The following is a 21,767-nucleotide window of genomic DNA, read 5'->3' as shown; positions in this document are numbered from 1 at the left end:
CCCTTCCGGCATGAGTGGTGACAACATCGGCGACCAGCCGCAAGGCCGTTTCCGCCGCATGCTGAGCCGGTTGACCTCCTCCTCCGAGGAGCTGGAGGCCGAGGAGCTGCGGCAGGACACCGCGGAGGCGGGCTGCACCCCGATCGCCGCCTGCGGCGACCGCGAGATCGTCACCGTCGCGGGCACGCTGCGCACCGTCACGCTGCGCCCGCGCGCGGGGGTCCCCGCGCTGGAGGCCGAACTGTTCGACGGCACCGAGGCGCTGGACGTGGTGTGGCTGGGCCGACGCTCGATCGTGGGCATCGAGCCGGGCCGCCGCCTGATCGCCAGTGGCCGGATCAGCCACGCACGCGGGCGCCGCGTGCTCTTCAACCCCCGCTACGAGCTGCGTCCGGTGGGACACGGGAGCGAGACCGCGTGAGCAACGAGGCGATCAGGGTGAGCGCGCACGGCCCGCAGGGCCCGCAGGACGACGACCGGTCCGGTCCCGGGGTGCACGAGCCGGCCGGGTCGGCGGCCGAGCCGGAGCGGGACGCCTCGAAGGAGGCCGCCGAGACGGTGCTCAAGGCGTTCGGCGGCGTGCGCGGCATGATCGACATGACGCTGCCGGGCCTGGTGTACATCATCGCGTTCAACATCACCCACAAGGTGCCGGCCGCCGCCTGGTCGGCGCTGGCGCTGTGCGCGGTGTTCGTGGTGGTCCGGCTGGTCCGCCGGGAGACCATCCAGCACGCCTTCTCCGGCGTGTTCGGGGTGGCGATCGGCGCCTGGATCTCGATGAAGACCGGCAAGGCCGAGGACTTCTACCTGCCCGGCCTGCTGTGGAACGTCCTCTACTGCGCGGGGCTCGCCGTCTCGGCGCTGGTGCGCTGGCCGATGATCGGCCTGATGCTCGGCCCGATCACCGGCGAGATGTTCACCTGGCGCAAGCAGAACCCCGGCCGGCTGGCCGCCTACACCAAGGCGACCTGGGCCTGGGTGCTGATCATGGGCCTGAAGCCGGTGATCCTGTTCCCGCTGTACTTCACCCACAACATCAACCTGCTGGGCTGGCTGAAGGTCGCCCTCGGCATCCCGCCGCTGCTGCTGGCGATGTACGTGACCTGGCGGATCCTGCTGACCGCGCCGCCGCCGATCAAGGCGGAGCTGGACGAGGACGAGCAGGCGCCGGAGAAGTGACCTCCCGGACGTGACGAAGGGCCCCGCGCGGTGCGCGGGGCCCTTCGCCGTGCGGGGGCGGGTCAGCCGGCCAGCAGCGTCTCCAGCTCCTCCTCGCGCTCCTGGGCGGCGACGAACAGCAGCTCGTCACCGGCCTCCAGGGTGTCGCTGCCGCCGGGGACCAGCACCCGTCCCTCGCGGATGATGGTGACCAGCGCGGTGTCCACCGGCCAGGCGACGTCGCCGACCCGGGTGCCGACCAGGTCGGTGTCCGCGGCCAGGGTCAGCTCGACCAGGTTGGCGTTGCCCTGCGAGAAGCGCATCAGGCGGACCAGGTCGCCGACGCTCACCGCCTCCTCGACCAGCGCCGACATCAGGCGCGGGGTGGAGACCGCGACGTCCACGCCCCAGGACTCGTTGTACAGCCACTCGTTCTTCGGGTTGTTCACCCGGGCGACCACCCGCGGCACGCCGTACTCGGTCTTGGCGAGCAGCGACACCACCAGGTTGACCTTGTCGTCGCCGGTGGCGGCGATCACCACGTGGCAGCGCTGCAGCGCGGCCTCGTCCAGCGAGGTGATCTCGCAGGCGTCGGCGAGCAGCCACTCGGCGAGCGGGACGCGCTCCACCGAGATGGAGTTCGGGTTCTTGTCGATCAGCAGGACCTCGTGGCCGTTCTCCAGGAGCTCCCCGGCGATGGAACGGCCGACGGCTCCGGCTCCGGCGATGGCGACGCGCATCAGTGACCAGCCTCCTCGGGGGCCTTCGCGAACGCCGCCTCGACCGCGGTCAGTTCGTTGCGGCGCAGCATCACGTGCACCAGGTCGCCCTCCTGGACCACCATCTGCGGGGTGGGCAGCGTGCCCTCGCCGACCCGGGTGACGAACGCCACCCGGACGCCGGCGGCCTCCTCCAGCTCGGAGAGCCGGTGGCCGATCCAGGCCGGGGCGAACGCGACCTCGGCGAGCTGCACCGAGCCCGACGGGTCCTGCCAGAGCGGCTCGGCGCCGCTGGGCAGCAGCCGGCGCAGCATCTGGTCGGCGGTCCAGCGGACGGTTGCGACGGTCGGGATGCCCAGGCGCTGGTAGACCTCGGCGCGGCGCGGGTCGTAGATGCGGGCCGCGACGTGCTCGACGCCGAAGTTCTCGCGGGCCACCCGGGCCGCGATGATGTTCGAGTTGTCACCGCTGGAGACGGCGGCGAAGGCGCCCGCCTCCTCGATGCCGGCTTCCTTCAGGGTGTCCTGGTCGAAGCCGACGCCGGTGACCCGGCGGCCGTTGAAGCCCGCGCCGAGCCGGCGGAACGCGGTCGGGTCCTGGTCGATGACCGCGACCGAGTGACCTTGTTTCTCAAGCGTTCTGGCGAGGGCGGAGCCCACGCGTCCGCAGCCCATGATGACGATGTGCACGCGCCTACCTCACCCGGTCCGTTGGGGTCATGACCTGCGTAAACACCGCTCATCGTCCTTCCGTGCACCCGATTCCGGGGGCCGCTGGTCGGCCGCGCCTGTGATCCGACGCGAGGGGCAACTCGGTGTTGCCCGCAAAACCTTCTGCCGACACGCTAGCCGGTCCACCGAACACAGTCTCGACCAAGGTGGCCCCGCGAGGCATCCGGTGCCACCGGGAGCCCTTACGATCCCTTGTTGTGCCTATGCCTGCTGACCTACCGAAACGCATCCTGATCGGGCGTGCGCTGCGCAGCGACAAACTTGGGGAGACGCTCCTCCCCAAGCGCATCGCGCTGCCGGTGTTCGCCTCGGACGCGCTCTCCTCCGTCGCGTACGCGCCCGAGGAGATCCTGTTGACGCTGTCGCTGGCCGGCGCCTCGGCCATCCACTTCTCGTGGCAGATCGGCGTCGTGGTCGCCATCGTGATGCTCGCGGTGGTCGCCTCCTACCGGCAGAACGTGCACGCCTACCCCAGCGGCGGCGGCGACTACGAGGTCGCCACCGTCAACCACGGGCCGAACTCCGGCCTGGTGGTGGCGAGCGCGCTGATGGTCGACTACATCCTCACCGTGGCGGTGTCGACCACCTCCGGCGTGGCCAACGTGGTCTCCGCGGTGCCCGCGCTGCGCGGGCACGAGATGACGCTGTCGGTGTTCCTGGTCATCCTGCTGATGGGCATGAACCTGCGCGGCGTGCGCGAGTCCGGCACGGCGTTCGCCGTCCCGACGTACGCGTTCATGGTCGGCGTCATGGGCATGGTGGTGTACGGCCTGGTCCGGCACTTCGGGTTCGGCGCCGCGCTGCCCGCAGAGAGCTCCTCGTACCACCTGGCGGCGACGGACGGGAACGGTTCGCTGGCCGGGTTCGCGCTGGTGTTCCTGCTGCTGAAGGCGTTCTCCTCCGGCTGCGCCGCGCTGACCGGCGTGGAGGCGATCTCCAACGGCGTGCCGGCCTTCCGGAAGCCGAAGAGCAAGAACGCGGCGACCACGCTGCTGATGATGGCCTCCATCGCTGTGACGATGTTCATGGGCATCATCTACCTGGCCCACCTGACCGGCACGCAGATGGCCGAGAACCCGGCCGAGCAGCTGATCGGCGCGCCGGAGAACTACCACCAGAAGACCGTGCTGGCACAGATCTCCGAAGCGGTGTTCTCCAACTTCACGCCCGGCTTCTACTTCGTCGCCGCCACCACCGGCCTGATCCTGGTGCTGGCCGCCAACACCGCGTTCAACGGCTTCCCGGTGCTCGGCTCGATCCTCGCCCAGGACCGCTACCTGCCCCGGCAGCTGCACACCCGCGGCGACCGGCTCGCCTTCTCCAACGGCATCGTGCTGCTGGCCGGCGCGGCGATCCTGTTCATCGTGGCGTTCGGCGCCGACCCGAACCGGCTGATCCAGCTGTACATCGTCGGCGTCTTCGTGGCCTTCAACATGAGCCAGTCCGGCATGATCCGGCACTGGACCAGGCTGCTGCGCACCGAGACCGACCCGAAGAAGCGCGCCCACATGCAGCGCAGCCGGGCGATCAACACCTTCGGCCTGGTGATGACCATGGCCGTGCTGATCGTGGTGCTCGCCACCAAGATCGGCCACGCCTGGATCGCGATCGCCCTGATGGTCGTGCTGTTCGTCGTGATGAAGGCGATCCGCCGGCACTACGACCGGGTCAACGCCGAGCTCAAGGCCGCCGAGGAGCCCGACGACGCCGCCCCGCCGACCCGGGTGCACGCCATCGTGCTGGTCTCCAAGATCCACAAGCCCGCGCTGCGCGCCCTCGCGTACGCCCGCCTGGCCCGCGCCCAGACCCTGGAGGCCGTCACCGTCAACGTCGACCCGGTGGACACCGCGGCGCTGCGCCAGGACTGGGAGGAGCGCGGCCTGGACGTGCCGCTCAAGGTCCTCGACTCGCCCTACCGCGAGGTCACCGGGCCGGTGCTGGAGTACGTCAAGAACCTGCGCCGCTCCAGCCCGCGCGACGTGGTCGCGGTCTACATCCCCGAGTACGTGGTCGGCCACTGGTACGAGCACCTGCTGCACAACCAGAGCGCGCTGCGGCTCAAGGGCCGCCTGCTGTTCAAGCCCGGCGTGATGGTGACCTCCGTACCCTGGCAGTTGGAGTCCTCGGAACGGCGCAAGGCGCCCAAGGCGTGGTCCGCGCCCGGTGCGGTGCGCCGCGGCGAGCCGCGCCGGCGGCCGGGGGCTGGCGGTCCGGCCGATTCCGCCGGGTCCGCCGGTCCGACCGGCGGGTCGGGCGGCGGGGCGGACGCCGCGCCGCGCGACTGAGCGCACGCGCTGCCCGTCCGGTCTCCGGATGGCCTTCAATGGGCCCGTGGCGGATCGTTCCCGGTCCGCCGCGGGCCGCCGTGTTCGCCGCACGGTGCTCCACCCGTCTGTGTCCCGCTGTCTCCCGTAAGGAAGCGACCCCCGTGACCCGCAACAACCCGCCCCGCTCCTCCGGTCGCCAGGGCCGCCCCGGCCGCACGTCCGGCGCCAAGCCGGGGCAGGTCGCGCACCCGCGCTGGAGCAGCCGGCCCGCCCGGCCGGAGGCCACCGACCGGGAGGGCAACACCGCCCGCAGCCTGCCGCCGGTGCCCGGCGAGCAGCGCCCGGAGAAGCCTGTGAAGGCCGCTCCGGCGAAGAACGCTCCGGCGAAGTCCGCGACGAAGGCCGCGCCCAAGGACAAGGCTCCGAAGCAGGCCGGGCCGAAGCAGGCCGGGCCGAGGGGCGAGGGCGAGAAGAAGCCGGCCCGGCAGGGGCGCAAGCCCGGCGCGGTGCGCCCGACCAAGGCGCTGCGGCCCGCGCAGCCGGTGATGCGGCAGCCCTCCGGGGACCCGCTGGTCGGCGAGCGCTACGAGGTCGAGGTCGGGCCGGTCGCGCACGGCGGCCACTGCGTGGCCCGGCACGAGGGGCGGGTGCTGTTCGTCCGGCACGCGCTGCCCGGCGAGCGGGTGGTCGCACTGGTCACCGAGGGCACCACCACCTCCCGTTTCCTGCGGGCCGACGCGGTCGAGGTGCTGGAGGCGTCCAAGGACCGGATCGAGGCCCCCTGCCCGTTCTCCGGCCCCGGCAAGTGCGGCGGCTGCGACTGGCAGCACGTCACCCCCGGCGGGCAGCGCAAGCTCAAGGCCGCCGTCCTCACCGAGCAGCTCGCCAAGCTGGCCGGCCTCACCCCCGAGGAGGCCCGCTGGGACGGCTCGGTCGAACCGGTCGGCGGCAAGCTCCCGGCGGGCGAGGTCCCGGCCTGGCGCACCCGGGTCCAGTACGCGGTGGACGAGGAGGGCGGCGTCGGCCTGCGCAAGCACCGCTCGCACGACGTCCAGCCGATCGACCGCTGCCTGATCGCCGCGCCCGGCGTCACCGAACTCGGCATCGAGTCCCGGGACTGGACCGGCGTGGCCTCCGTCGAGGCGATCGCCTCCTCCGGTTCCTCCGACCGCCAGGTGATCCTGCGGCCCCGGACCGGCGAGCAGCTGCCGCTGGTCGAACTGGACCGGGAGACCTCCATCGCCCGGATCGACGACCAGGACCTCTTCCACCGCGTCCACGGCCGCACCTTCGTCCGCGAGCGCGCCGCCGGCCGCACCTGGCGGGTCTCCGAGGGCGGCTTCTGGCAGATCCACCCCGAGGCCCCCGAGACCCTGGTCGACGCCGTCCTCACCGGCCTCGACCCGCAGTGGGGCGAGAGCGCGCTCGACCTCTACTGCGGCGTCGGCCTGTTCGCGGGCGCGCTCGCCGAACGGGTCGGCGAGGAGGGCGCGGTGCTCGGCATCGAGTCCGGCAAGCAGGCGGTGGCCGACGCCCGGCACAACCTCGCCGCGCTGGAGCACGTCCGGATCGAGTGCGACAAGGTCGAGACCCTGCTGCCCCGCACCGGCATCACCTCCACCGACCTGATCGTCCTCGACCCCCCGCGCGCCGGCGCCGGCCGCGACACCGTCGCCCACCTCAGCTCCCTGGAGGCCCGCCGGATCGCCTACGTCGCCTGCGACCCGGCCGCCCTCGCCCGCGACCTGGCCTTCTTCCGCGAGGGCGGCTACCGCCCGGTCTCGCTGCGGGCCTTCGACCTGTTCCCGATGACCCAGCACTTCGAGTGCGTCGCCATCCTGGAGCCGGTCCGGTAACGGCCGACGGCGCACCACACGCACGGGCGCGGGAGCCCTTCCCGCGCCCGTGCGGCGTTTCCCGGGGCCGGCTCCGTTCAAGGGGATGGCGTGAAGATCCGGCAGGAGTAGCATCCTCGGAACGTGTGGGCATGGTGACGCTGCGCACACGTCGTTCGCCGTGCTCAGGAGGGGAAGCCGTGCACCAGTTGACCAAGGGCGCCAACGCCGAACTGTTCGCCGAGGGGGACGAGCCGGGGCCGGTGACGGTCGCCCTGAGCTGGACCGATCCGACCGGGGCGGGCGACGCCGACGTGTCGGTGCTGCTGCTGGGCGTGGACGGCAAGGTGCGCGGGGAGACGGATTTCCTCTTCTACAACTGCCCTGCCACGCCCGACAGTTCGGTGCAGCTCCTGGGCAAGGTGCCGACCGGCAGCGGCACCCAGGACCGGATCCTGCTCGATCTCGCGGCGCTGCCCGCCGAGGTGCACCAGGTGGTCCTGGCGGCAAGCCGCTACGCCGGGGCCACCTTCGGCGAACTCGCCGAACTCCGGCTGGCCGTGCTGGACGGCGGCGGGGACACCCTGGTGGCCTTCGACATCCCCGACGCCGGGGAGGAGACCGCGTTCGTCTTCGGCGAGATCTACCGGCGCGGCGGGGCGTGGAAGTTCCGCGCGGTCGGCCAGGGCTACCGGTCCGGGCTCGGCGGCCTCGCCGGGGACTTCGGCATCGACGTCGACCAGGAGGAGGAGACGGCGCAGGCCGAGCGGGCCGCCGAGCCGGGCGCACCGGCCGTCGGTGCCGCACCGACCCCCGGGACCGCGCCGGCCGCCGAACCGGCCGTTGCCCCGCCGGCCGCGACCGCGCCGAAGCGCGCGGTGCGCACCGCCAAGAAGCGGGTCACCCTGCCGAAGGCCGCCAAGGTCGACCTCGCCGACCACCCGTCCTGGAAGCAGGCCCGGCTGTTCTCGGTGGCCGGACTGAAGAACGAGCTGGACCGGGAGAACCGGGCCACCTCCACCCTGCTGGCGGTGATGGCCGAGGTGCCGGAGTTCGGCCGCCGGATCACCGCCATGTTCAACGCCCCGGCGGGCACCGTCCAGACCTTCACCGAGACGAGCTTCAAGCACGCCGACAGCACCGTCCGCCCCGACGGCACGATCCGGGTCAGCCGGGCCGGGAAGATCTGGACCGCCCTGGTGGAGACCAAGACCGGTGGCAGCCCGCTCAAGTCGGAACAGGTGCAGGCGTACCTCGACGTGGCCCAGCGGCACGGCTACGAGACGGTCATCACCCTCTCCAACGACCTGGCGCTGGAGGGCGAGCCCCCGGTGACGGTCGACCGGCGCCGGGCCCGCAAGGTCGCGCTGCGGCACCTGTCCTGGGCCGAGGTGGCGCACGAGGCGCACCTGCTGTGCCACCACGACGGCGTGGTCAACCCCGCGCACGCCTGGCTGCTGAACGAGTTCCTGCACTACCTGCGGCACGAGAACTCCGGCTGCCACGGCTTCCAGAACATGGGCCCGGCCTGGGTGACCGTCCGCAACGCGATCTCCGAGGGCACCCTGCGGGCCGGGGACCGCAACGCGCTGCGGGTGGTGGAGAACTGGGAGCGCCTCACCCGCCAGCTGTGCCTGCGCCTGGGCGGCGAACTCGGCGTCCCGGTCTCCCCGGTGCTGCGCGGTGGCCGGCGCACCGAACCGGCGGTCCGCCGGGAGAGGGCGGTGGAGGAACTCGCGGCCGGCGGCCGGATGCGCTCCGAACTGGCGGTCCCCGGCCTGCCCGGGCCGATCGTGCTGGAGGCCGACCTGCGCACCGGCCGGATCGAGACCACGCTTGAGGTGGCCGCCGCCGAGCGCTCCAGGGCGCTCACCAGGGTCCAGTGGCTGCTGCGGCAGCTCACCGAGGCCCCGGCCGAACTGCGGATCGAGGCGCTGACCGCGGACGGCGGTCCCGGTCCGTGCGAGCTGCTGCGGGCGCTGCGGGTCGAACCCGGCCTGCTGGTGCCCGCCGACGGCGCGGAGGTCCGGGCGTTCCGGCTGACCCTGCCGGCCGGAATGGGGACCAGGCGGGGCGCGGAGGAGACCGGGTTCATCCGCAGCGTGGATGCCGTCGTCGACCGCTTCCTGAACGAGGTGGTCCGGGGGCTGAAGCCCGCCGAGTGAGGTGCGGCGGGTCAGTCGTCCTGGCGGGGGCCGGGGCGGGTGCGGCGGCGGAGCAGGGCGATCGCGCGGGCGGCGAGCAGGCCGCCGCCCGCGGCGCGCAGGGTGGTGCCGAGCGTGGTGTTCGGGTCGGTCCGGCCGAGGAGGGCGAGCAGGACGGCGGCGCCGAGCAGGTAGGCGAGCAGCCCGACGAGGAAGCGCACGGCCTTGGGGAACCGCATCGGGTGCCTCCGTTCCTGGAGAGGGGCGCTCATCGTACTGGTGGAGGCGTTCCGCCCGCCGGGCGGGGGACTCGCCGGATCGGGACGGTCGGCCGGTTTTCGCGGGGGCGCGGGCGGACATGGTGGGAGGTGGGGGAGCGGCCGGTTTGCGCCCTTGTTGTGCTAGCACCTCGGCGCTAGCGTTGAAGGATGGCCAAGAAGCAGCTGAACGTCAGGGTGGACGCGACCACCGCCGAGATCGCCCGCGAGCGGGCGGAGCAGCAGGGGATCAGCATGAACCAGTACATCGAACGGCTGGTGCAGCAGGACATGGGCGAGGCCGGACGCAACTTCGTGGACGCCGCGGCGCAGTTCATGAAGGAGCACGAGGCGGTGTTCCTCGCCGAGTTCGGGTCGCCCGGCGAACTCCAGGACGTGCGCCGTTGAAGCTTGAGGTCGACCTCTCGTGGCTGCTCATGACCGCCGAGCAGTACACGCCCGGTGACCCGCAGGTCACCGACTACGGATCGCTGCTCGCGGCGATCACCAGGCACCAGGCCGAGGTCTTCGACATCGCGGTCTACCCCGAACCGCAGGACCGGGCGGCGGCGCTGATGCACCAGCTGATCCGGGTCCCCGCGCTGGAGCGCAACAACGAGCTGTTCGCCACCGCCGTGGCCTACGCGTACCTGGTGGCCAGCGGCTGTCGGGTGGCGACCACCGCGCGCGAGGTGCGCAGCCTGGCCCGGGCGATCCGGGAGGGCAAGCTCGGCATCACCGGCGTGGCGGAGCGGCTGGGCATGTGGGTGGTCGACGAGTCGGAGGAGGAAGAGGTCGGCGACGACGGCGAGGAGTGAGGCGCGCCCGCCGCACGGGCCGGACGCGTCAGGGGTCGGGAGAGCGACGAGGCGCCCGCGGGCGGGATACCCTCGACGTTCCCCCGGCCCCTGACGGCCCCCGGGGCACCGAACGATCTGCGCCGAGGATGCGAGCGAGTTGCTGCAGGACATCGAGCCCTACCTGGTCTGCCCGCACTGCGCCCGCCCGCTGGCGCTGGACGCCCGCACCCTGCGCTGCCCGAACGGGCACGGCTTCGACCAGGCCCGGCAGGGCTACGTGAGCCTGCTGGCCGGGGACGCCAAGCAGGGCACCGCCGACACCGCCGAGATGGTCGCGGCCCGCAGCGACTTCCTGGCAGCCGGCCACTACGCCCCGCTGGAACGGGCGCTGGCCGCGGCCGCGGCCGGGGTCGCGGCGGAGAGCGGGCTGGTCGCGGACCTCGGCGCGGGCACCGGCCACTACCTGGCCCGGGTGCTGGACGCCCGACCGGGCGCGGCGGGCGCGGCGCTCGACCTGTCCAAGTACGCGCTGCGGCGCGCCGCCAAGGCGCACCCGCAGATTGGCGCGGTGGTGTGCGACGCCTGGCGGCCGCTGCCGCTGCGGGACGGCGCCGCGGACGTGCTGCTGAACGTGTTCGCGCCGCGCAACGGCCCCGAGATGCGGCGGGTGCTGCGCCCCGGCGGACGGCTGCTGGTGGCCGCCCCGACCTCCCGCCACCTGCGGGAACTGGTGGGCGCGCTGGGCCTGCTCTCGGTGGACGAGGACAAGGACCGGCGGATCGCGGAGAAGCTCGGCCCCTGGTTCGCCCCGGTGGAGCGCACCGAGGTGGAGTTCGCGCTGCAGCTGTCGCGGGCGGACGCCGCCGCCGTGGTCGGGATGGGCCCGAGCGCCTGGCACACCGACCCGGCCGCCCTGGCCGCCGCGCTGGCGGCGCTGCCCGAGCCGGTGGAGGTCACCGGCTCGGTGCTGGTCACCGCGTACGAGTGAACGCCCGGGTTCCACGACCGGGACAGTTGGGACTCGAAGGGGTGAAAGGGCGTCAGGAGGGACGTTTCTCCAGCTCAGGGCGCATCTAGAGTGCTCCGGGTGACCAGCGAAGCCCCCTTGGCCCCACCCCTGCCGTCCGCCGCCGCCCGCGACACGCGGCGGACGCCCCTCCCCGCGGCGTCCGAGCCGACGGTGAAGCGCCCCACCGTCGAAGAACTGCGGCTGACCTCCTTCAAGTCCTACCGGCGGGCCGTCCTGCCGATGTCGCCGCTGACCGTGCTGCACGGGCCGTCCGGGGCGGGCAAGTCCAACGCGCTGGACGCGCTGAGCGTGCTCTCCCGGCTCGCCCTCGGCGAGGAGATCAGGCCCTCGCTGGACGGCGTCGGCGGCCCGCGCGGACCGCTCGCCGTCCCGGTGCGCGGCGGGATGATCGGCTGCGTGCCGCACGGGCGCAACGCGATCATCCTGGGCTGCACCGTGCGCTCCTGCGTCGGGACGATCCGGCTCGAAGTGGTGGTGCGCACCGACGGCCGGGTTCGGGTCGCCCGCGAATGCCTCACCCTGGACGACCGCACCCTGATGGAGACCGGCGAACAGGACCTCACCCGCGGCCGGGTCAACGTCACCTGGCACAACGACTCCCGACAGGGCGACATCCGCGCCCCGCTGCCCAGCGGCAGCCTGATCACCGCCCAACTGCCGCTGCGGGTCGCCGGATCCTCCAACGGCGAACGCAAAGTGCTGGCCGCCTCCGAACAGGTGCTCACCGCGCTGCGCGAGGTGTTCGCGCTGCACCCCGTGCCGGCCGCGATGCGCGGCTGGGGCCGGCCCGAACCACAGGCCCGGCTGCTCGGCACCGCCGCCAACATCTCCGCCGTGCTCGACCGGCTGGCGCACGAGTGCCCGCGCCGCTGGGCCCGCCTGCTGCGCGCCGTCCAGGCCGCCGCCCCGCACCCGCTGCTCGGCCTCGGCGTGGCCCGCCGGGGCGACGGCGACCGGCAGCGGCTGCTCGCCGTCTTCGACGAGGGCGTGCTCGGCCGCACCGGCGCCGACCAGGCCGCCGACGGCATGCTGCGGCTGCTCGCCTTCGCCGCCGTCCTGCTCACCGGCGCCGCCGTCCTCGACGTCGACCCCGCCATCGAAGTGCCGGACGCGCACCGGCAGTTGGTGCTGCTCGCCGAGGACCTCGGGGCGGGCCTGGCCACCGACCAGATCGCCGCCCTGCTGCGGCTGGCCCGCGAGGTCACCGGCAAGGGCGACATCCGGCTGCTCGCCACGCTCCAGGAACCGGGGCCGGCGCTCGGCGCGGACGGCATCGAACTGGTCGAGTGCCGACGGGATCCGGCCACCGGGCACAGCCTGCTGCGCCGCACCGACCCCGCGGCCCGGGTGCCGGTGCAGGGGTCCGTGCAGGGCGTGGCGCTGGGACCGGCGCAGGGCGGCGTGCAGGGTGCGGTGCAAGGCGGCGTGCCGGGCGCGGGGTACGGCTCGGTGCGCGGCGAGGGGGCGGTGGTAGACCTGGGGGAATGAACGACGAAGTGGAGCCGGCCGTGCCGGACGCCGGGCCGACGGTGCCCGAACTGCAGCGACGGCTGGCCGAGTTCGCAGCCGCCCGGAGCTGGCAGCAGTACCACACCCCGAAGAACCTGGCCTCGGCGCTGACCGTCGAGGCCGGCGAACTGCTGGAGATCTTCCAGTGGTTGACGCCCGAGCAGGCCGCCGACGTGATGTCCGACGCCCGGTCGGCGCACCGGGTCCGGGACGAGGTGGCCGACGTGCTGGCCTACCTGCTGCAACTGTGCACCGTGCTGGAGGTGGATCCGCTGCGGGCACTGGCGGAGAAGATCGAACGCAACGAGAGCAGGTTCCCGGTGCCCTAGACCGGTGCCCGGTGCCCGGTGCCCGGTGCCCCGTGCCCGGGGGCGCTGAGCTGGGAGCGGTGCGCCGGGAGCAGCGCCCCGGGGCGGTGGGCCGGGTTCCCGGCGGGCGGGGAAATCATCCGGAATTCCCCCGTCCGGGGGACCCGGGTTTTCCACAGGGCCGGGTTTTCCACAGGCCCGCCGAACCCGCTGGGAGCACCCCGGGAGCGGCGGCACGCTGATCCCCGTGACCGACCGCCGAAGGACGGCGGCAGTCGACGAGGGGAGCCACCGTGGAGGCACTGCGACTGATCAAGACCGTCCGGCACGCCCTGGCCGAGGCCCGGACGACCGGGGACATCCTGCACGAGGCGTGGCAGGCCGGGCTGCTCACCGAAGCGGTCGGGGCCCGGATCGCCGACCACGACGGGGAGGCGTTCGCCACCCTCGGGCAGTTGCTCTCCGAGGCCGGGGCGCACACCGCGAGCTGCCTGCGCCAACCGCCCGAACCCGGCCTGGACGAACTGCCCGGCGGCCCGGTCGGCGTCTACCCGGAGTGGAGCGGGCCGACGCTGGTCGAGCGGTTCAGCGCGCTCGGCGAGCTGGATCCGGTGCTGGCCGAACTCGCCCTGCTGCTGGAGGAGGCGAACGAGAGCCTGGTGGTGCTCGCCTGCGGGGCGGACACCGAGAGCCTGTACTGGAGCTGCATCGACGGGCTGGACGCCGGATCCGAGTGCCGCGACCTGGTGGCCGAACTCCTGCGCGAGCAGCGGAGGCTGACGGGCGCGCGGGCCCCGGACGGAGAACCGGGGGCGGCGGAGGAGCGGGGAGGGGAACGAGGCGGGGGCCGGGACGGAGACCGGGGGGAGGAACCGTCCGGGCCGGCGGTGCCGGGCGCGGCCCGGCGGGAGGAGCCGAGGCTCGTGGTCCCGCTGGGCCCGCCGGTCCCGGCGGTGCGCGGTGCTCAGGTGCGGGGCGAGCCGTCCGCCGGGGTGTCCTGTCCGCCGCGGACGGGCGAGGAGCGCAGGTCGGAGTCGAGTCCGGCCAGGTCGGTGTTGATCGAGGCGAGCAGGTCCTGCATCTGCTCCAACAACGACTTCGGGGGGGCGGGCGCATCGCCCGCGGCGGGGGCCGCGGTGGTGTCCGCGGTGGGCGGCTCGGTCCAGGGCTCGGACATGAGGGGGCCCCTTCAACTCGGTGGTGCGGTGTGAAGCGCCGGGGGTCGGCGCCGCCGGTCCAACGAGTTCCCGCCGCGCACGGTCACCCCGGACCACCCGTTGAGGTCCAACCGGCAGGCCCGGTCAGCCCCAGGGGTGAGCCGAGTTTGCGGGGGCCGCCCCCGCTCGGCTACGGCGCGGCGCCCGTTCGGCCGCGTCGTCGCACCCCGGAGCGGGCCCGGGTGCGGGCCCGGGTGCGGAGTGCTCCCGGCTACCGGAGTGCTCCCGGGCGCCGGAGCGGTTCCGGGCCGGGGAAGGCCGGACGGCCGGGCCGCTGGGGAGCGGACACCGGCCGTCGGGACGAACACCACCTGACAGGAGGTCAGTTGTGCGAGTGCAGATCCGCGTTCAGACCGCCCCACGAACCGGAGCGGGCGATCACCTCGACCGCGCCGGACTGCGAGTTGCGGCGGAACAGCAGGTTGTCCTGGCCGGACAGCTCCACCGCCTTGGCCACCGAGCCGTCCGGCGCGGTGACCCGGGTGCCGGCTGTGACGTACAGCCCCGCCTCGACCACGCAGTCGTTGCCCAGCGAGATGCCGATGCCCGCGTTGGCGCCCAGCAGGCAGCGCTCGCCCACCGAGACGACCTGCTTGCCGCCGCCGGACAGGGTGCCCATGATCGAGGCGCCGCCGCCGATGTCGCTGTGGTCACCGACCACCACGCCCGCGCTGATCCGGCCCTCGACCATCGAGGTGCCCAGGGTGCCCGCGTTGAAGTTGACGAAGCCCTCGTGCATCACGGTGGTGCCCTCGGCCAGGTGCGCGCCCAGGCGCACCCGGTCGGCGTGGGCGATCCGGACGCCGGCCGGCGCCACGTAGTCGGTCATCCGGGGGAACTTGTCGATGCCGTACAGGGCGAGCTGCCCGCCCTGGGCGCGCACCGCCAGCCGGGCCTGCTCCACGTTGGCGACCGGGGTCGGGCCGATCGAGGTCCAGGCGACGTTCGCCAGCAGGCCGAAGATGCCGTCGAGGCTCTGGCCGTGCGGCTTCACCAGGCGGGCGGAGAGCAGGTGCAGCCGCAGGTAGACGTCGTGCGCGTCCAGCGGCTTCTCCTCCAGCGAGGAGATCACGGTGCGCACCGCCACCACCTCGACGCCGCGCCGGGCGTCGGTGCGGAGCGCCTCGGCGGCGCCGGGGCCGAGCGCCTTCTCGGCCTCCTCGGCGCTCAGCCGGACGGTGCCGGACGGGCCCGGGGCGGCGGCCAGCTCGGGCGCGGGGAACCAGGTGTCGAGGACGGTGCCGTCGGCCGCGATGGTCGCCAGGCCGGCGGCCACCGCGCCGCTTGCGGGGGAGGAGGTTTCAGCAGTCACATCCCGCACCGTAACCAATCGGGGCGAGGGCTGACCAACACGCTCACCGGACGGACAAAACCTGGTGCTCCCGGACGGGTCCGCGGGACATACTCGGCCGGGTGTTCGTATCGATCTCCACTACCGGCACCGCCGAGAACCCCGCCTCCGACCTGGGCTTCCTGCTGCACAAGCACCCCGACAAGGTGCAGCGGTTCGCCACCGCGCACGGCACAGCGCACGTCTTCTACCCCGAGGCCGGGGAGCAAGCGTGCACCGCCGCCCTGCTGCTGGAGGTCGACCCCGCCGCGCTGCTCCGCCAGGGCCGGGGCAAGGGCCGCTCCGGCTCGCCCGACCTCGCGCTCGCCCAGTACGTCAACGACCGCCCGTACGCCGCCTCCTCGCTGCTCGCGGTGGCGCTGCGCACGGTCTACCGCTCCGCGATGAAGGGCGAGTGCGCGCACCGGCCCGAACTGCCGGGCCGGGAGCTGCCGCTGCGGATCGCGCTGCCCGCCGTTCCGGTGGCCGGGGGCGACGGTCCCGCGCTGGTGGAGCGGCTGTTCGCCCCACTGGGCTGGCAGGTCGACGCGCGGCCCGTCCCGCTGGACGAGTCCTTCCCCGAGTGGGGCGACTCCCGGTACGTCCGGCTCGAACTGACCGGCACCCGGCGGCTCGCCGACGCGCTCCAGCACCTCTACGTGCTGCTGCCCGTCCTCGACGGGGCCAAGCACTACTGGGTGGCCCCCGACGAGGTCGACAAACTGCTCGCAGCCGGCCAGGGCTGGCTCGCCGACCACCCCGAACGCGCCCTGATCGTCCGCCGCTACCTGTCCCGCCGCTGGTCGCTGACCAGGCTGGCCACGGAGCGCCTCGCGCTGGCCCGGCTGGCCGAGGCCGACGACCGCGAGGCCGAGGAGATCGACAACGCCGTGCCGGACGTCCCGGAGGTTCCGGACGCTCCGGAGACCCGGGGCGCCCCGGAGACCGCGGAGGAGGTGAGTGCCACCGGGCCGACCGACCAGGTCGCGACCGCAGCTGCGATCAAGGCCGGGTCCGTGGCCGAGACCGGGGCCGAGACCGAGACCGGGGCCGGGGCCGAGGGTGCCGACCGCGAGCGCGGGGTGCCGCTCGCCGTGCAGCGGCGGACGGCGATCCTGGCGGCGCTGGCCCGCACCGGCGCGGCCCGGGTGCTCGACCTGGGCTGCGGGCAGGGCGAATTGGTGGGCGCGCTGCTCAAGGAACCGCGGGTCACCGAGGTGCTCGGCGTGGACGTGTCCGCGCGGGCGCTGACGATCGCCGCCCGCCGGCTCCACCTGGACCGGCTGCCGGAGCGGACGGCCCGCCGGGTCAAGCTGGTCCAGGGCGCGCTGACGTACACCGACGCCCGGCTGAAGGGCTACGACGCGGCGGTGCTGTGCGAGGTGATCGAGCACCTCGACCTGCCCCGGCTGCCCGCGCTGGAGTACGCCGTGTTCGGCGCGGCCCGGCCCGCGGCGGTCGTGGTCACCACCCCGAACGCCGAGTACAACGTCCGCTGGGAGACCCTGCCCGCCGGGCGGATGCGCCACGACGACCACCGCTTCGAGTGGAGCCGGGCCGAGTTCGCGGCCTGGGCGGAGCAGGTCGCCGCCGGTTACGGCTACCGCGTCGAGCTGGAGCCGGTCGGCCCGGTCGACCCCGAGGTCGGCGCCCCCACCCAGCTCGCGCACTTCCGCCTCGCCGAGCCCGACGCCGCCGAGCCCGCTGGCGCCGAACCCGCTGCCACCGACACCGCTGCCACCGACGCCGCTGCCGCCACCGGCACCCCGTCGAACGACCTCGCCCCGGAAGGGAGCGCCCACCGATGACCACCGAAACCCCGGAGCCGACCCCCGCCCGGGCCAGCCGCCGGCTGCCCGTCACCGACGTCTCGCTGGTGGTGCTGATCGGCAGCACCGGCTCCGGCAAGTCCACCTTCGCCCGCGAGCACTTCAAGCCCACCGAGGTGATCTCCTCCGACTTCTGCCGGGGCCTGGTCTCCGACGACGAGAACGACCAGGCCGCCTCCGCCGACGCCTTCGACGTGCTGCACTACATCGTCGGCAAGCGACTCGCGGCGGGCCGGCGCACCGTGGTCGACGCCACCAACGTCCAGGACCACGCCCGCCGGGCGCTGGTCGCGATCGCCCGGGAGCACCACGTGCTGCCGATCGCCATCGTGCTCGACGTCCCGGCCGAGGTGTGCGCCGAACGCAACCGCGCCCGGCCGGACCGGCAGTTGCCCGCCCAGGTGATCCAGCGCCACCAGCGCGACCTGCGCCGCTCGCTGCGCGGGCTGGAGCGCGAGGGCTTCCGCAAGGTGCACGTGCTGCGCGGGGTCGAGGAGATCGAGCACGCCGAGATCGTCCCGGAGAAGCGGTACAACGACCTGCGACACCTGACCGGCCCGTTCGACGTCGTCGGTGACATCCACGGCTGCCGCTCCGAGCTGGAGACCCTGCTCGGCCGGCTCGGCTACGAGCTCACCCGCGACGAGCAGGGCCGCGCGGTGGACGCCGCCCACCCCGAGGGCCGCACCGCGGTCTTCGTCGGCGACCTGGTCGACCGCGGTCCGGACACCCCGGGCGTGCTGCGCCTGGTGATGGGCATGGTCGAGGCCGGCCACGCCCTCTGCGTCCCCGGCAACCACGAGAACAAGCTCGGCCGCTGGATGGGCGGCCGCAAGGTCACCGTCTCGCACGGCCTGCAGGAGTCGATCGACCAGCTGTCCGCGGAGAGCGACGAGTTCCGGGCCCGGGTCCGGACGTTCATGAGCGGCCTGGTCAGCCACTACCTGCTGGACGGCGGCGCGCTGGTGGTCTGCCACGCCGGCCTGCCGGAGAAGTACCACGGCCGCGCCTCCGGCCGGGTCCGCTCGCACGCGCTGTACGGCGACACCACCGGCGAGACCGACGAGTACGGCCTGCCGGTGCGCTACCCGTGGGCCGAGGAGTACCGCGGCCGCGCCCTGGTGGTCTACGGCCACACCCCGGTGCCGGTGGCGAGCTTCCTCAACAACACCATCTGCCTGGACACCGGCTGCGTGTTCGGCGGCAGCCTGACCGCGCTGCGCTACCCGGAGCGGGAGGTCGTCTCCGTCCCGGCCGAGCAGGAGTGGTACGAACCGGTCCGCCCCGTGCACACCGACGCGCCCGGCGGCCGGGAGGGCCGCCCGCTCGACCTGGCCGACGTGACCGGCCGCCGGGTGGTGGAGACCTCCCGGCTCGGCAACGTCACCGTCCGGGAGGAGAACGCCGCCGCCGCGCTGGAGGTGATGAGCCGCTTCGCGCTCGACCCGCGGCTGCTCGCCTACCTGCCGCCCACCATGGCCCCCTCGCCGACCTCCCGGCGCGAGGGCCTGCTGGAGCACCCCGAGGAGGCGTTCTTCGCCTACCGGCACGACGGGGTGCGGCAGGTGGTCTGCGAGGAGAAGCACATGGGCTCGCGGGCCGTCGTCCTGGTCGCCCGGGACGGGGCCGCCCTGGAGAAGCGCTTCGGCCTGCCCGGCCCCGGCGCGATCTGGACCAGGACCGGCCGTGCCTTCCTGAACGACGACGCGCTCACCGAAGCGCTCCTCGACCGGCTCCGGGCCGCCGCCGAGCACACCGGCCTGTTCGACGAACTCGACACCGGCTGGCTGCTGCTGGACGCCGAACTGATGCCCTGGTCGCTCAAGGCGGTCGAGCTGCTGCGCCGCCAGTACGCCGCCGTCGGCGCGGCCGCCGGGGCCGCCCTGCCCGTCGCGCTCGACGCCCTCACCCGGGCCGCCGCCCGCGGACTGGACGTGGCGGAGCTGACCGGCCGCCAGCGGGAGCAGGCCGCCGACACCCGCGCCTTCACCGAGGCGTACCGGCGCTACTGCTGGCCGACCGAGGGCCTCGACGGCATCCGGCTGGCCCCGTTCCAGCTGCTCGCCGCCGAGGGCGCCAACCTGGCGCTGCGCCCGCACACCGAGCACCTCGCCCTGATCGACCGGCTGGTGGACGCCGACCGGCGGCTCGCCGCGGCGGCGGGCGGCGCCGCGCCGGTGCTGCACCGCACCGGGCGGCTGCTGGTCGACACCGGGGACGAGTCCTCGGTGGCCGCCGCCGTCGCCTGGTGGGAGGAGCTGACCGCGGCCGGCGGCGAGGGCATGGTGGTCAAGCCGGTCGAGCCGCTGCACCTCGACGGCTCCGGGCGACCGGTCCAGCCCGGCCTGAAGGTCCGCGGCCGCGACTACCTGCGGATCATCTACGGCCCGGACTACACCCGCCGCCTGGACGGACTGCGCCAGCGCTCGCTCGGCCACAAGCGCTCGCTCGCCCTGCGCGAGTACGCCCTCGGCCTGGAGGCACTGGACCGGCTGGCGGCCGGAGAGCCGCTCTGGCGGGTGCACGAGGCGGTGTTCGCGGTGCTGGCCCTGGAGTCCGAGCCGGTCGACCCCCGGCTCTGACCCCGGGGTCGGAGGCTGCGGGCGGTTCGGGCGGTCCGGGCGGTTCGGGCGGTCCGGGAGCTCCGGTGCGCGGTCGGGTGCAGCCTTCCTGCGGTGGCCCCGACCGCGCGCCGGGGGTGCACTGGCAGTGCCCGGTCCGCGCAGCGGTCGCGCACCGGCCGCGCCGGGCGCGAGCCGGCCATGGGCCGACCATGGGCCGACCATAGTCGGCCGTCGAATGGTTGCATGAATATTCGACTCCTCGTATACACTTCCCACTTCAGTCCGTTGACCGACCCAGGAGACCGGTATGGCGTTCAACCTCCGGAACAGGCACTTCCTCAAGGAGCTCGACTTCACTCCCCAGGAGTTCCGTCACCTGGTCGACCTGGCGGCCCAGCTGAAGGCCGCCAAGTACGCGGGCACCGAGCAGCCCCGGCTGCGCGGCAAGAACATCGCGCTGATCTTCGCCAAGACCTCCACCCGCACCCGCTGCGCCTTCGAGGTGGCCGCCCACGACCAGGGCGCCTCCACCACCTACCTGGACCCGGCCGGGTCGCAGATGGGGCACAAGGAGTCGATCAAGGACACCGCGCGGGTGCTGGGCCGGATGTTCGACGGCATCGAGTACCGCGGCGACGGGCAGGAGATCGTCGAGGAACTGGCCGCGCACGCGGGCGTCCCGGTCTGGAACGGCCTGACCGACGAGTGGCACCCCACCCAGCTGCTGGCCGACGTGCTCACCATCCAGGAGCACTCCAGCAAGCCGCTGAACGAGACCGCCCTGGTCTACCTCGGTGACGCCCGCTTCAACATGGGCAACTCGGTGCTGGTCACCGGCGCGCTGCTGGGCATGGACATCCGGATCGTCGCCCCGGCCTCGCTCTGGCCGAGCGAGGAGGTCCGCAAGGCGGCCGAGGTGCTGGCCGAGACCAGCGGCGCCCGGATCACCCTCACCGAGGACGTGGCGGCCGGCGTCGCCGGGGCGGACTTCCTCTACACCGACGTCTGGGTGTCGATGGGCGAGCCCAAGGAGGTCTGGGCCGAGCGGATCGCGCTGCTCAAGCCCTACCAGGTCTCGATGGACACCGTGCGCGCCACCGGGAACCCGGCAGTCAAGTTCCTGCACTGCCTGCCCGCGTTCCACGACCTCGGCACCGAGGTCGGCCGCCAGATGCACGAGCTCACCGGCATGTCCGAGCTGGAGTGCACCGACGAGCTGTTCGAGTCCGCGCACTCGGTGGTCTTCGACCAGGCCGAGAACCGCCTGCACACCATCAAGGCCGTGATGGTGGCGACCCTCGGGTCCTGACCCGCCGCACCCGCCCGCACCCGCGGTACCCGCCGCACCCGAACGCCCGCCGGACGCACCAGTCCGGCGGGCGTTCGGCGTCCGGGTGTCAGAAGTCGACGTCCACGCAGGCCGCCCGGTCGGCCGGGGCGTGCGGTCCGGCGGGCGCGCCCGCGTGCAGCACCAGCGAGTGCGCCTCGCCGGGCCGGAACTCCCAGGGGACGGTCGCGGTGGCGGTCCCGGCCCCGTCCGGGCCGGTGCGCACCGTCGTCCGCACCTCGTTGTCGGCCGCGTCCGAGCCCGCCACCTGCTGGTAGTGCGGCCCGGAGGACGCCGGGTCGGCGCCGCAGTAGCCGGTGTGCACGTGCGCTGGGAACTCGCGCGGGCCGGTCACCCCGGCGAGTTCCACCGTGACGGAGGTGTGCCCGGCCGCCCGGCCGACCGTGACCCGCACCTGCGAGCCGTACGGCACCAGGTCGGGCGCGTGGGTGACCGCCCGGGCCGGGACGAAGCCGTCCGCCCGGTCGAAGCGGGCGTCCACCACCCGGGCGGCGCCCGCGGTGACCGGTGCGCCCGCGGTGACCGGTGCGCCCGCGGTGACCGGTGCGCCCGCGGTGGCCGGTGCACCCGGAGCGGGGGAGGCGGCCACCGCGCCGGGCGGGCCGACCGGCAGCAGGGCGAGCGGCACCATCAGCGCACCGGCAGCGGAGGACAGGGGCATCGCGGACCTTCCGACGGACCGTCAGGGAACACCCGACACCGTGGCCGTCCCCGCACCGCC

Annotated in this window: 19 protein-coding genes; 14 read left to right on the top strand and 5 right to left on the bottom strand. The window is 73.9% G+C overall.

Going from position 1 to position 21,767, the window contains the following annotated elements; translation table 11 throughout:
• Window positions 1–10: 10 nt before the first annotated feature.
• Together ACWEO5_RS17945 and ACWEO5_RS17940 are read left to right on the top strand one after the other, a co-directional pair.
• Window positions 11–421 (top strand): OB-fold nucleic acid binding domain-containing protein, encoded by a 411-nt coding sequence (locus tag ACWEO5_RS17945; RefSeq protein WP_344550101.1) that lies wholly within the window; start codon window positions 11–13, stop codon window positions 419–421.
• The gene (locus ACWEO5_RS17940; protein WP_344550100.1) at window positions 418–1,179 is read left to right on the top strand and encodes a DUF3159 domain-containing protein; all 762 of its coding nucleotides are present in this window, start codon (window positions 418–420) and stop codon (window positions 1,177–1,179) included. The genes ACWEO5_RS17945 and ACWEO5_RS17940 overlap by 4 nt, the downstream gene beginning before the upstream one ends.
• A 62-nt stretch (window positions 1,180–1,241) precedes the next feature.
• On the opposite strand, the gene ACWEO5_RS17935 is transcribed toward ACWEO5_RS17940, so the two are convergent.
• A complete protein-coding gene (locus tag ACWEO5_RS17935; RefSeq protein ID WP_030906692.1) occupies window positions 1,242–1,898 on the bottom strand; it encodes an NAD-binding protein in 657 nt (218 codons plus the stop codon).
• Entirely contained in the window at window positions 1,898–2,566 is a 669-nt protein-coding gene (locus tag ACWEO5_RS17930; protein ID WP_344550099.1) for a potassium channel family protein, read from the bottom strand. Before ACWEO5_RS17930 ends, ACWEO5_RS17935 begins: the two co-directional genes overlap by 1 nt.
• A 245-nt stretch (window positions 2,567–2,811) precedes the next feature.
• On the opposite strand from ACWEO5_RS17930, the gene ACWEO5_RS17925 reads away from it, so the two are divergent.
• The 3 genes from ACWEO5_RS17925 to ACWEO5_RS17915 all read left to right on the top strand — a co-directional run bounded on the left by ACWEO5_RS17925 (window position 2,812) and on the right by ACWEO5_RS17915 (window position 8,875).
• The gene (locus tag ACWEO5_RS17925) at window positions 2,812–4,893 is read left to right on the top strand and encodes an APC family permease (RefSeq protein WP_452163275.1); all 2,082 of its coding nucleotides are present in this window, start codon (window positions 2,812–2,814) and stop codon (window positions 4,891–4,893) included.
• 527 nt (window positions 4,894–5,420) lie between these two features.
• Entirely contained in the window at window positions 5,421–6,731 is a 1,311-nt protein-coding gene (locus tag ACWEO5_RS17920; protein ID WP_452163282.1) for a class I SAM-dependent RNA methyltransferase, read from the top strand.
• Window positions 6,732–6,910: 179 nt separating this feature from the next.
• A complete protein-coding gene (locus ACWEO5_RS17915) occupies window positions 6,911–8,875 on the top strand; it encodes a TerD family protein (protein WP_452163274.1) in 1,965 nt (654 codons plus the stop codon).
• A gap of 11 nt (window positions 8,876–8,886) precedes the next feature.
• Here the strand turns inward: ACWEO5_RS17915 and ACWEO5_RS17910 are convergent, their stop codons facing one another.
• Window positions 8,887–9,093 (bottom strand): hypothetical protein, encoded by a 207-nt coding sequence (locus ACWEO5_RS17910; protein ID WP_452163273.1) that lies wholly within the window; start codon window positions 9,091–9,093, stop codon window positions 8,887–8,889.
• A 189-nt stretch (window positions 9,094–9,282) separates the two neighbouring features.
• On the opposite strand from ACWEO5_RS17910, the gene ACWEO5_RS17905 reads away from it, so the two are divergent.
• The 6 genes from ACWEO5_RS17905 to ACWEO5_RS17880 all read left to right on the top strand — a co-directional run bounded on the left by ACWEO5_RS17905 (window position 9,283) and on the right by ACWEO5_RS17880 (window position 13,969).
• Complete coding sequence (locus ACWEO5_RS17905) at window positions 9,283–9,519, top strand: toxin-antitoxin system HicB family antitoxin (protein ID WP_344550095.1); 237 nt, start codon at window positions 9,283–9,285, stop codon at window positions 9,517–9,519.
• A complete protein-coding gene (locus ACWEO5_RS17900) occupies window positions 9,516–9,929 on the top strand; it encodes a hypothetical protein (RefSeq protein WP_033256814.1) in 414 nt (137 codons plus the stop codon). The genes ACWEO5_RS17905 and ACWEO5_RS17900 overlap by 4 nt, the downstream gene beginning before the upstream one ends.
• 139 nt (window positions 9,930–10,068) lie before the next feature.
• Complete coding sequence (locus ACWEO5_RS17895; RefSeq protein ID WP_452163272.1) at window positions 10,069–10,899, top strand: putative RNA methyltransferase; 831 nt, start codon at window positions 10,069–10,071, stop codon at window positions 10,897–10,899.
• Between the two features lie 99 nt (window positions 10,900–10,998).
• The gene (locus ACWEO5_RS17890) at window positions 10,999–12,429 is read left to right on the top strand and encodes an AAA family ATPase (RefSeq protein WP_452163271.1); all 1,431 of its coding nucleotides are present in this window, start codon (window positions 10,999–11,001) and stop codon (window positions 12,427–12,429) included.
• The gene (locus ACWEO5_RS17885; protein WP_344550090.1) at window positions 12,426–12,779 is read left to right on the top strand and encodes a nucleotide pyrophosphohydrolase; all 354 of its coding nucleotides are present in this window, start codon (window positions 12,426–12,428) and stop codon (window positions 12,777–12,779) included. The genes ACWEO5_RS17890 and ACWEO5_RS17885 overlap by 4 nt, the downstream gene beginning before the upstream one ends.
• Before the next feature lie 272 nt (window positions 12,780–13,051).
• Window positions 13,052–13,969, top strand: a complete 918-nt coding sequence (locus ACWEO5_RS17880) for a DUF6099 family protein (protein WP_452163270.1) — start codon at window positions 13,052–13,054, stop codon at window positions 13,967–13,969.
• A 328-nt stretch (window positions 13,970–14,297) separates the two neighbouring features.
• Here the strand turns inward: ACWEO5_RS17880 and dapD are convergent, their stop codons facing one another.
• Window positions 14,298–15,287: a 2,3,4,5-tetrahydropyridine-2,6-dicarboxylate N-succinyltransferase gene (gene dapD, locus ACWEO5_RS17875; protein ID WP_452163269.1), complete on the bottom strand. Its 990-nt coding sequence runs from the start codon at window positions 15,285–15,287 to the stop codon at window positions 14,298–14,300.
• A 101-nt stretch (window positions 15,288–15,388) separates the two neighbouring features.
• Here dapD and ACWEO5_RS17870 point away from each other — a divergent pair, with 101 nt between their 5' ends.
• From ACWEO5_RS17870 to argF, 3 genes are all read left to right on the top strand, one after another.
• Window positions 15,389–17,113, top strand: coding sequence for a 3' terminal RNA ribose 2'-O-methyltransferase Hen1 (locus tag ACWEO5_RS17870; protein WP_452163268.1), 1,725 nt, complete (start codon window positions 15,389–15,391; stop codon window positions 17,111–17,113).
• Window positions 17,110–19,716, top strand: coding sequence for a polynucleotide kinase-phosphatase (locus ACWEO5_RS17865; RefSeq protein WP_452163267.1), 2,607 nt, complete (start codon window positions 17,110–17,112; stop codon window positions 19,714–19,716). Before ACWEO5_RS17870 ends, ACWEO5_RS17865 begins: the two co-directional genes overlap by 4 nt.
• 289 nt (window positions 19,717–20,005) lie before the next feature.
• On the top strand, window positions 20,006–21,007 hold the full coding sequence (argF, locus tag ACWEO5_RS17860) for an ornithine carbamoyltransferase (protein ID WP_344550085.1): 1,002 nt from the start codon (window positions 20,006–20,008) through the stop codon (window positions 21,005–21,007).
• A gap of 88 nt (window positions 21,008–21,095) precedes the next feature.
• Here the strand turns inward: argF and ACWEO5_RS17855 are convergent, their stop codons facing one another.
• The gene (locus ACWEO5_RS17855; RefSeq protein ID WP_452163266.1) at window positions 21,096–21,707 is read right to left on the bottom strand and encodes a superoxide dismutase family protein; all 612 of its coding nucleotides are present in this window, start codon (window positions 21,705–21,707) and stop codon (window positions 21,096–21,098) included.
• Between the last annotated feature and the right edge of the window lie 60 nt (window positions 21,708–21,767).

The organism is Kitasatospora sp. NPDC004272, assembly GCF_053603035.1.
This window is presented reverse-complemented; position numbering and strand designations above follow the sequence as displayed.